Genomic DNA, 10117 nt, shown 5'->3' on the forward strand with positions numbered 1-10117 from the left:
GCCGCCGTTGACGCGCGGGTGGTGCGTCGGGTCGTGCCGCTCCGCGTAGTTGGGGTGGACCGCGTGGCCCGTGTCGGAGGACAGGCGCCGGGCGACCGTCGACGGACGCGGGGTCGCCCTCACCTCCGAGCGCGGCCACGCGCGTGTGCGGCCCGGGCAGGCGGGGCTCGACACCCTCCGGGTGGAGTGCGAGCTGACCGCGCCGCTCCCGTCGGACGAGAAGACCCTGTCGCTCGGCTTCCGCGGCGCGGGTGCCTCGACCGGCCCGGGCTGGCGGGAGATCACGGCGCGGGGCGACCGTATGACACTCGCCGCCTCGGACGTGCCGGAGAAGTCGATATCGGCTGAACTGACCAGCTACCCGGAGGAGTTGCTGTCCTCCCCGGCCGACACCGCGTCGGCCGCCCTGCGGGTGCGCCCCGGGGGCGCCGCCCTGGCCGAGAAGGAGTCGGACGCACCCGCGGCCTCCGTGCTCCCGCGCGGCGCGGACCGCTGGACGCGTGCCCTGGACGACCTGGTGGCCCGGCAGGACCTCACCGCCGGTTTCGCCGCACTGGCCCTGCTCATCGCCGTCGTCCTGGGTGCGATGCACGCGCTCGCCCCGGGCCACGGCAAGACCATCATGGCCGCGACGGCCGCGGCCCGGGGCGGCCAGGCCCGGATGAAGGACGTCCTGCCCATGGCCGCCTCGGTGACCATCACGCACACCCTGGGCGTGGTCGCCCTGGGCCTGCTGGTGACGGCCGGCTCGGCGGCGGCACCCTCGGTGATCGCCTGGCTCGGCGTCGCCAGCGGCCTCCTGGTGACTCTGGCGGGCGCGAGCCTGGTCCGCCGCGCCCTGCGCAACCGGGCGCACACCCACCACCCGCAGGGTCACCATCACGGCCCCCATCACGGCCACGGAAGCCACACCCACGACCACGAAGGCCCCGCCCACGACCACGACCACGACCACAGTCGCCCCCACTCCCACCCGATCGAGCACACCCACGGCGGTTCCACCCACAGCCACGCCATCGCCCCCACCCTGCGCGGCACGATCCTCATGGGGTTCGCGGGCGGCCTCGTGCCCAGCCCTTCCGCCGTGGTGGTGCTGGTCGGCGCCGCCGCCCTCGGGCAGGCCTGGTTCGGTCTCCTGCTCGTCGTCGCGTACGGCGTCGGGCTGGCGCTCACCCTCACGGCCGCCGGGTACGCCGTCGTCAAGGCGGGCAGCGGCATGACCCGGCTCCTGGACCGGCGCCCCCGCTGGACGGAGGGCCCGATGGCGGCCCTGGTGCGCCGCACCGCACCGCTCGGTTCGGCCTTCGCCGTGGTGGTTCTCGGGGCCGGACTGGTGTTCAAGGGGGCGGCATCCGCACTCGGCTGAGTTACGTTCGTGAGAGATCGGACGCCAGGAGACAAGCGGACGTCGTGAGGAAAACCGACCTCATGGGGAAGAAACACCCCATGGAGATTCCGCCCGGCTGCGAATGGGGGCGCCGTGTTCGAAGAACCGGGCCATGAGCGTGTGATCGCGGGCCGCTACCGGCTCCTGGCACCGCTGGGCGAGGGCGGCATGGGAACGGTGTGGCGCGCCCGCGACGAGGTGCTGCACCGCGAGGTCGCCGTCAAGGAGGTGCGCGCCCCGTCCGGTCTGGCGGGCGACGACGTGCAGCGGATGTACGCGCGGCTGGAGCGCGAGGCGTGGGCGGCGGCCCGGGTCGCCAACCGCAACGTGGTGACGGTGTACGACGTGGCCACGGACGACGGCCGGCCGTGGATCGTCATGGAACTGGTCCGCGGTCTCTCCCTGGCCGAGGTCCTCGACGCCGAGGGCCCGATGGCACCGCAGCGCGCCGCGCACATCGGCGCCGAGGTGCTGGCCGCGCTGCGGTCCGCGCACGAGGCCGGGGTGCTGCACCGGGACGTGAAGCCGGCCAACGTGCTGATCTCGAACGACGGCCGGATCGTGCTCACCGACTTCGGCATCGCCATGGTCGAGGGCAGCTCCGCGCTGACCATGACCGGGGAGGTCATCGGCTCGCCCGAGTTCCTCGCCCCGGAGCGGGCGCTGGGCCGTACGCCGGGCCCGGAGTCGGACCTGTGGTCGCTCGGGGTGCTGCTGTACGCGGCGGTCGAGGGCCACTCCCCCTTCCGGCACGACACCCCGCTGAGCACGCTGCGGGCGATCGTCGACGAGGAGTTGCCGCCGCCGTACCGGGCCGGGCCGCTCGCCCCGGTGATCGAGGGGCTGCTGCGCAAGGATCCGGAGCAGCGGCTGCCGCCCGAGCGGGCCGAGGAGGATCTGCGGGTCGTCGCCGCGGGCGGCTCGCCGCGCGCCGACACCACACGGGCGGTTCCGTTCCCGCCGACGGTCGTGGGCCACCCCGAGCCCGCGCCCACTCCCCCGATGCCGTTCCCCGGCCGCTCGGCGGCGTCCGGGTCGACCACGACGGCCACCGGCCGGGACGGGGAGCGCAGGGCCGGGCGGGTGCTGGTCGCGGGCGTGATCGCGCTGGCGCTCGCGGTGGGCGGGCTGACGTACGTGCTGCTGAACGACGGGGACGGTTCCGACGGCAACGACCAGGGCGCCGGGAACGGTACGCCCACGGCGACCAAGAGCCCGCCGCGGAACACCGGGACGGAGAAGTCCAGCCCGTCCCCGACCCCGACCCCGAGCGAGTCGAAGGAGAGCAGTCCGCCGGCGCAGTCGGTGCGGGTCGCCCTGCAGGGCCGGCGCACGGACTACTCGGGCCCGTGTCCGCCACCGAACGCCCAGGCACCCGAGTTCACGGCGACACTCACGGTGGGCCGGCTGCCGGCCGAGGTGAGCTACCGCTGGGTGACACAGAGCGGCCAGGTGCTCGACGGGGGGTGGAAGACGCTGTCGTTCGCCGAGGGCGGCGGACGTTCGAAGCGGGACACGGTGCGGGTGACGACCGAGGCGGAGAGCGGGACGTTCGAGAACGAGATCAGCGTGGAGGTGCGCGAGCCGGTGCGGACGACGTCCGAGTCGGTGCCGTTCTCGGTGACATGCGAGACGGAGACCCCGACGGGCGGGGCCTCCCCTTCTCCCTCCGGTTCCGACCCGGACTCGGGCTCGGATCCGGAGCCGAATTCAGACTCGAACTCCGGTTGAGCGGTCAGTCGTTGCTGTTGAGCACGGGCAGGTAGCCGCCCGACTGGCCGGGGGCCTTCGGGTGGTACGACTCGCCGATGTTCAGCCAGCTGACGCTGTGCAGCCAGGAGTCGCCGGAGCAGATCTCGTGACCGGTGAAGGTGGTGCGTACGTCGCCGAAGGCGAAGCCATGGTTCGCGGCGCGCTTGGCGATGGCGGTGTTGAGGTGGTCGGAGGCGTCGTTGATGGCCTTGCGCTTGGTCTCGGACAGACCGAGGCAGGTGGCGCCGAGCTTGTAGAAGCGGGGGTAGCCGAGGACGACGACCCGGGCGGCGGGGGCCTTGGAGCGGATGGCCGAGTACACGCCGTCGAGCTTGCCGGGCAGCGTGGAGTCGACGTACGCCCGGGCGGTGTTGATGCGGGAGACGCAGGAGCTGTCGGACTGGGTCACACAGGTCGTCATGACGTCGGCGAATCCGGCGTCGTTGCCGCCGACGCTGATCGAGACGAGGGCGGTGGAGGCGCTGAGCGGGGTGAGCTGACTCGCCAGAACATCACCCGTTCGGGCGCCCGAGCAGGCGGTGAAGGCGAAGGTCGAGGGTGAGTGGGCGGCGGCCCAGAGGTAGGGGTAGGCCTTGGTGCTGCGCTTGCAGTCGCCGCTGGAACTGATGTAGCTGCCGGCTCCGACTCCCGACGAATAGGAGTCACCGAGCGCCACATAGCCGCCGGTTGCGGCGAGTGAGGACGCCTGCGCCGTCGCTGCCCCGGTGAGGGCGGTGCCGACGGCGAGGAGGAGCGAGCTCACGAGGACGACAAGTCGGGAACGTCTCATGGAACCTCCCTTTAGCAGGATCTCTGCCATAACCGTCGTAGCAGCTACGCGTGTTGACAGGAAGTGTCCATGCCAAGTCTTTTCGGCCTCTCCCCGGATTCCTGGCGCGTTCCCCATGCCTCGTTACGCGGCGGACCTCTCTTGTTGCGCGCCCATGGCAGATCTATTGACGGGTACTCAACTCTCTTGATCTGCACCGATAGTTGATCGACGCTTAACTCCGGCCGGGAGCGGAACGCGACGCTCCCCGGCCGGTGTGCGCGGCCACGCGCACATCCCCCACATGACGCGCGCCCCATCCAGACGCGCGCCGCCCAGAGGAGGACTCCCTCTCATGGCACAACCGCACAGCGACAGACTCGGGTTCGTCGCACTGACCTCGCCGGCGACCGCCGCCCTCGTGGGCGGGCTCACCACGCTTCCAGCCCAGGCCGCACCCGCCCGCACGTCGCGGGCGCGGCGGCGGTCCACCCGGCCGGTCACCCCTCGTCGACCCCGGCCCAGGTTGCCACCGCCCTGGCGAACGGCGCGGTCACCGGCAAGGTCACCGGCGCGGGTTCCGGCTCGCCGAACCGGATGCTGCAGATCGTGCAGTGACCGACGTCCGCACCGATACCTGAACACATGTTCCCCGGAGGCCATGATCACCTCCGGGGAACGCATGTTTACGGGACGGGAACGTGCAACTTGCGTCACACAAGGCGCCTGACGCAACGGTCAAACCAACAAAAACGTGAGCGGCCGTTCCAGGTCTTGCCATACGGGTTCAATCGTCAATACCGTCATACATCTCACCCGCATCGGTCCGTCAGTACGCGGCTCTAGGGGAGGGCTCAAGGACCGCGACGAACCGGCGCGGGGCGCGGTAGGGGGGTGCCGTGCTCGGTGACCGCAACTGTCTCCGGGCCGTGCCGCGCGGTCGGCTGCCGTTTTCGCGGCCGGCCAGCTTTGCCAGCTCACCCGGCGTGCCCGAAGCTCCATGTCGGCGTGCCTCGAGTGAGAACCCCCCTTTCGAACCGGACTGGATCCGGACTGCCCTGGGGGGGCGGTCCACCGGACGAGAGGGACCAGACTCATGAGCTCAGTTCTGCAGCCGGCCGCGACGGACCCGCATCCGCCGACCGCCGGAAAGTACCGGCCCGTCTCCTCGCACCTGGCCATAGCCCCGCCGGTGAGCGTGGTCATCCCGGCGATGAACGAGGCGGAGAACCTTCCGTACGTCTTCAAGACACTGCCCGACTGGATCCACGAAGTGGTCCTGGTCGACGGCAACTCCACCGACGACACCATCAAGGTGGCCCGCGAGCTGTGGCCCGAGGTCAAAGTCGTCGAGCAGCGCGGCAAAGGCAAGGGCGACGCCCTGATCACCGGGTTCCAGGCCTGCACCGGCGACATCATCGTGATGATCGACGCAGACGGCTCGGCCGACGGCGGCGAGATCCTCTCGTACGTCTCCGCCCTGGTCTCCGGCGCGGACTTCGCCAAGGGCTCCCGCTTCGCCAACGGCGGCGGCACCGACGACATGACCTTCATCCGCAAGCTCGGCAATTCGGCGCTGTGCACGGTCGTCAACCGCAAGTTCGGCGCCCGCTACACCGACCTCTGCTACGGCTACAACGCGTTCTGGAGGCACTGCCTCGACAAGATCGACCTCGACTGCACCGGCTTCGAGGTCGAGACCCTGATGAACATCCGCGTCGTCAAGGCCGGGCTCAAGGTGCAGGAGATCCCGAGCCACGAGTACCTGCGCATCCACGGCGTCAGCAATCTGCGGGCCGTGCGGGACGGCCTGCGGGTGCTCCGGGTGATCCTTCAAGAGCGCTCCAACCGCCGTGCGCTGCGCCGCCGTTCGCCCCAGTCGCCGATGCCGGCCGCGATGCGGGGAGAGGTGTCTTGAGCGGTCCCGGCATCTCCGTCGTGATCTGCGCGTACACCGAGGACCGCTGGGAGGACATCCTCGCCGCGGTCTCCTCGGTCCGCGCGCAGTCGCGGCCGGCCCTGGAGACTCTGCTGGTCGTCGATCACAACGAGACGCTTCGGGAGCGGCTGGCCAAGGAGTACAAGGAGTCCTCCGGCGACGCCGTGGTCCGGGTGCTCGCCAACGCGGGCCCCCGAGGCCTGTCCGCCGGCCGCAACACCGGCATCGCCGCGACCCGCGGCGAGATCGTGGCGTTCCTCGACGACGACGCCGTGGCCGAGCGCGACTGGCTGCGGCACTTCGCCGAGGCGTACACCGACGAGCGGGTGATGGCGGTGGGCGGGCGCACGGTGCCGGTCTGGGCGTCGGGGCGGCGGCCCGACTGGTTCCCGGAGGAGTTCGACTGGGTGGTGGGCTGCACCTACCGGGGCCTGCCGGGCGGCCGGGTGCGGGTGCGCAATGTGCTCGGCGGCAACGCCTCGTTCCGCCGCAGCGCCTTCGACGCGGCGGGCGGCTTCGCCACCGGCATCGGCCGGGACGGCGACAAACGCCCGCTGGGCTGCGAGGAGACGGAGCTGTGCATCCGCCTCAGCCGCGCCCGGCCCGACGCGGTGCTGCTGATCGACGACCGGGCGGTGATCCACCACCGGGTGCCCGAGCTCCGGGAGCACTTCCGCTACTTCCGTACCCGGACCTACGCCGAGGGCCTCTCCAAAGCCCTGGTGGCGCGGAGTGTCGGCGCCGAGAAGGGCCTGGAGTCGGAACGCCGGTACGCCACCCGGGTCCTGCCGGCCGGGGTGGCCCGGGGTCTGCGGGACGCCCTGCTGGCCCGGCCGGGCGGTGCGGGCCGGGCGGGGGCGATCGTCGCCGGGGTGCTGACCGCGGCGGGCGGCTACGTCGTCGGCAGCGTCCGGGCGCGCCGGGGCGGGACCACGTTCCGGGTGCCTGAGGTGGAGGTGGCGGCCCGTGAGTGACGTCCGCGTCCCGATCCTCATGTACCACGCGGTGGCGACCGACCCGAACGAGGCGACCCGCGCCCTGTCGGTGACCCCGGAGGCGTTCGCCGAGCAGATGGCGGTGCTCGCCGACCGGGGCCTCACGCCGGTCACCACGGCCCAACTGGCGGCGTGCTGGCGCTCCGGCCGCGCGCTGCCCGAGCGGCCGGTCCTCATCACCTTCGACGACGGCTACGAGGGCGTGCACCGGCACGCCCTCCCCGCCCTCGCCAAGCACGGCTTCCCGGCCACCCTGTTCGTCTCGACCGGGTGGCTCAGGGGGCCGTACGACACCGGGGGCGGCCTGGACGCCATGCTGGACTGGGACCAGGTCCGCGAACTGGCGGCGGCGGGCGTCGAGATCGGCGGGCACAGCCACAGCCACCCGCAGCTCGACCAGGTCTCCGAGGCCACCCTGCGGTTCGAGCTGATCCACTGCAAGGTCCCGCCGGTCCTCGGGATGGTCGCGGAACCACAGCCCCAACCGGTGCCCGGAGCCCTCGAATTCCCAGTGCGTGAACTGCGAGCGCCGGGCCAGCGCCTGCGAGAGGGCCTCTGTCACGGCGGGCGGGATCACCTCGTCCGTGTCCGGCACCGCGAGCACCGCCCGGCCCTCGAACCCCCGCAGGACATCGAGCGCGGGCGCCGCACGCCAGCTCCCGGGGCCGCGGATGATCTCGCTGAACCGCCCGTCCCCCGCGCCGAACGGCACCTCCCACGCCTCGCCCGCGTACACCGCCGGCGCGCACAGCCCCAAGGCCGCGACCCGGTCCCCGTAGTGACGTGCGAGATCCGCCACGGTCTGGCCGCTCATGCTGAACCCGACCAGGACCAGCGGCCCGTCGGCGCGCGTGCGTGCGTCGATGACGGAGACGGCCTGCTCGAAGCGGCGGCGCAGGCTGAGCTCCCGCAGCAGGCCGGTGCTCTCTCCGTGCCCCGAGAAGTCGAAGGCGAGGGCGTGGCAGCCGTGGGCGGCGAACTCCGCCAGCAGCGGCACCAGTCGCTCCTTGCTGCCGTTGCCCGCGCCGTGCAGCACCATGACCGTCGCGCGGGCCGGCCCGGTCCCGCCGCAGGACACCCCGCTGAGCCGTTCGCCGTCGCTGACGTGGGTGAAGGGGATCAGCTCACTCATACGGCCATTCACTCACGCGGCCCCCCGCTCGAGAGGGGCGCTCACAGACCTGGCGCTCCCCACACCGGGAACCAGCGACTCAGATCCTGCTCGATGCGCAGGTCGCCGGAGAGCGCGGCCCGCACCTGGAGTTCGAGGGCGTTGTCGCGCCGCCGCGTCGCGTCCGGCAGGGGCGCGAACGGATAGAACGTGCCGCGCTTGTAGAGGTAGACCAGCGCGAGCCGCCGGCCGGAGGGGTCCTCGAACCCGGCCAGGGAACACAGCAGTTGGGGGCCGAACCCGTTGCCCTCCATCTGGCTGTTCACGGCGTGCAGATCGTTCACGAGCGCGGAGAGCTGGTCGGGGGCACGGCGGGAGACCAGCCAGGAGTAGCCGTAGTCGTCCTGGCGCAGCTCCACAGGCGGGCCGTCGCGGTCGGTGTCGGCGTCCAGCAGCGCCTGCACCTCGCGGTGGGACTGCTCGAAGGCCGCGCCCTCGACCGTGGCGAAGCACACCGCGCCCTGCCCGGTCGGTGTGAAGCCCGCGGCGACCTCCAGGGTCACGGCCGCCGAGGGCAGCGCGAAGAGCCGGTCGAGATCCGCCACGACCGGCCTGGTCCGGCCGAGCAGGATGTCCAGCAGTCCCATGCTCCGATCACACCCCTCCGGGCGGCGCCGCCTCGCCCAGCTCTGCGGAGATCCGGCCCAGCTGGTCGAGCCGCTGCTCCAGGCTCGGGTGGGTCGAGAAGAGTCGTGCGATGCCGGGCTCACGGCCCAGCGCGGGCGTGAAGTAGAAGGCGTTGAAGGCCTGGGCCGTGCGCAGGTCCTCGGACGGGATGCGGGCGATGTCGCCGGAGACCTTGGTGAGCGCGGAGGCCAGCGCCGAGGGCCGGCCGGTAAGCAGGGCGGCTGCCCGGTCCGCGGCCAGCTCCCGGTACCGGGACAGGGCCCGGATCAGCAGGAAGCTGATCGCGTACACGGTCGCCGCCACACCCATCACCGCCGCGAAGATCGCAGCCGTGTTCTGGTCCCTCCTGGCCCCGCCGAACAGCTGCGAGTAGAAGGCGAACCGCACGATCAGCCCCGCGATCACCCCGAGGAACGACGCGACGGTGATCACGGCGACGTCCTTGTGCGCCACGTGCGACAGCTCGTGCGCGAGCACGCCCTCCAGCTCGGCCGGCTCCAGCCGACGCAGCAGCCCGGTCGTCACGCAGACCACGGCGTGGTCGGCGTTCCGCCCGGTCGCGAACGCGTTCGGCATGTCCATACCGGACACGGCCACCACCGGCATCGGCATGTCGGCCAGGGCGCACAGCCGGTCGATCACCGCGTGCAGCTCGGGATACTCCTCCCGCTCCACGACCCGCCCGCGCATGGCGTACAGCGCGATCCGGTCGGAGAACCAGTACTGCGCGCCGAGCAGTGCCGCCGCGATCACCACGACCAGCACCCACGACTTCAGCAGCACGATCAACGCGGCGACGAACGCCACGTACAACAATCCGAGCAGGAACAGCGTGACCCCCATACGGGTGGTCAACCGCCGATCGCTCCGGAAGCGGCTGTGCATCTGCATCACCCCGCAGTCACGCACTCGTCCCACCGCCAGTGTGCACCCTGCGCTCCCCATAAACGGGTCGCGATCGGCTCCAGGCCGGGCAAAGGCGTCAGCCCGGCGGGGTCACCGCGTAACCGGGCACGGACGGCCACCGCACGGTCACCACGACCGACTCCTCCTCCGCGACCCACGAGTGATCGACGCCGCGCCCCCACACCACGTAGTCGCCCTGCCGCTCCAGCAGCACGCTGCGGCCGGGCAGCTCGACCCGGAAACGCCCGCTGACGAGCACCAGCAGCGCGGTCCGCTCCTCACCCCGCACCCACTCGGCCCGCTCGTCCCCGCGAGGATGCACACCCCACTTGATCTCCACGGCCTCACTGCGCCGCGGATCCCCGGCCTCCTTGAAATGCCCGAGGATCCATCCCCGGTCCAGGGCGGCGTCCGCACCGGCGTTGCCCACGTACACGCTGTCGTCCACGGGGCCGGACGCTAGCAGCCGCGCCCCGGACCTTCGGGCAGCCGTACGATCCGGCCCCGCGCCTCGGCCAACCGGTGTGCGGCGATCCGGACACGCCGGGGCCGCTCCGCCGCGAGGCGCTCC

Annotated in this window: 8 protein-coding genes and 4 pseudogenes; 6 read left to right on the plus strand and 6 right to left on the minus strand. The window is 72.0% G+C overall.

The window, feature by feature from the left end; translation table 11 throughout:
- A pseudogene (locus ABZ281_RS21775) lies at window positions 1-84 on the minus strand (hypothetical protein); the annotation flags it as partial.
- Here ABZ281_RS21775 and ABZ281_RS21780 point away from each other — a divergent pair.
- Both ABZ281_RS21780 and ABZ281_RS21785 read left to right on the plus strand, forming a co-directional pair.
- A complete protein-coding gene (locus tag ABZ281_RS21780; protein ID WP_356657811.1) occupies window positions 71-1366 on the plus strand; it encodes a nickel transporter in 1296 nt (431 codons plus the stop codon). The pseudogene ABZ281_RS21775 and the gene ABZ281_RS21780 overlap by 14 nt on opposite strands.
- Before the next feature lie 114 nt (window positions 1367-1480).
- Entirely contained in the window at window positions 1481-3118 is a 1638-nt protein-coding gene (locus ABZ281_RS21785) for a serine/threonine-protein kinase (RefSeq protein WP_356657813.1), read from the plus strand.
- Between the two features lie 4 nt (window positions 3119-3122).
- On the opposite strand, the gene ABZ281_RS21790 is transcribed toward ABZ281_RS21785, so the two are convergent.
- Window positions 3123-3929: an SGNH/GDSL hydrolase family protein gene (locus tag ABZ281_RS21790; protein WP_356657817.1), complete on the minus strand. Its 807-nt coding sequence runs from the start codon at window positions 3927-3929 to the stop codon at window positions 3123-3125.
- Window positions 3930-4370: 441 nt separating this feature from the next.
- Here ABZ281_RS21790 and ABZ281_RS21795 point away from each other — a divergent pair.
- The 4 genes and pseudogenes from ABZ281_RS21795 to ABZ281_RS21810 all read left to right on the plus strand — a co-directional run.
- Window positions 4371-4526, plus strand: a pseudogene (locus tag ABZ281_RS21795) (S8 family peptidase); the annotation flags it as partial.
- 478 nt (window positions 4527-5004) lie between these two features.
- Entirely contained in the window at window positions 5005-5826 is an 822-nt protein-coding gene (locus ABZ281_RS21800; protein ID WP_356657819.1) for a glycosyltransferase family 2 protein, read from the plus strand.
- Window positions 5823-6821 (plus strand): glycosyltransferase family 2 protein, encoded by a 999-nt coding sequence (locus tag ABZ281_RS21805; RefSeq protein WP_356657821.1) that lies wholly within the window; start codon window positions 5823-5825, stop codon window positions 6819-6821. Before ABZ281_RS21800 ends, ABZ281_RS21805 begins: the two co-directional genes overlap by 4 nt.
- Window positions 6814-7284 (plus strand): annotated as a pseudogene (locus tag ABZ281_RS21810) (polysaccharide deacetylase family protein); the annotation flags it as partial. The gene ABZ281_RS21805 and the pseudogene ABZ281_RS21810, both read left to right, overlap by 8 nt.
- 108 nt (window positions 7285-7392) lie before the next feature.
- Here ABZ281_RS21810 and ABZ281_RS21815 read toward each other — a convergent pair.
- From ABZ281_RS21815 to ABZ281_RS21830, 4 genes and pseudogenes are all read right to left on the minus strand, one after another.
- A pseudogene (locus ABZ281_RS21815) lies at window positions 7393-7974 on the minus strand (alpha/beta fold hydrolase); the annotation flags it as partial.
- Between the two features lie 41 nt (window positions 7975-8015).
- Window positions 8016-8600, minus strand: a complete 585-nt coding sequence (locus ABZ281_RS21820; RefSeq protein ID WP_356657823.1) for a hypothetical protein — start codon at window positions 8598-8600, stop codon at window positions 8016-8018.
- 7 nt (window positions 8601-8607) lie between these two features.
- Window positions 8608-9525, minus strand: a complete 918-nt coding sequence (gene htpX / locus ABZ281_RS21825; protein WP_356657825.1) for a zinc metalloprotease HtpX — start codon at window positions 9523-9525, stop codon at window positions 8608-8610.
- Between the two features lie 97 nt (window positions 9526-9622).
- Window positions 9623-9994, minus strand: a complete 372-nt coding sequence (locus ABZ281_RS21830) for a signal peptidase I (RefSeq protein WP_356657827.1) — start codon at window positions 9992-9994, stop codon at window positions 9623-9625.
- Between the last annotated feature and the right edge of the window lie 123 nt (window positions 9995-10117).

The organism is Streptomyces sp. NPDC006265 (genome assembly GCF_040613555.1).
Classification (GTDB): domain Bacteria; phylum Actinomycetota; class Actinomycetes; order Streptomycetales; family Streptomycetaceae; genus Streptomyces.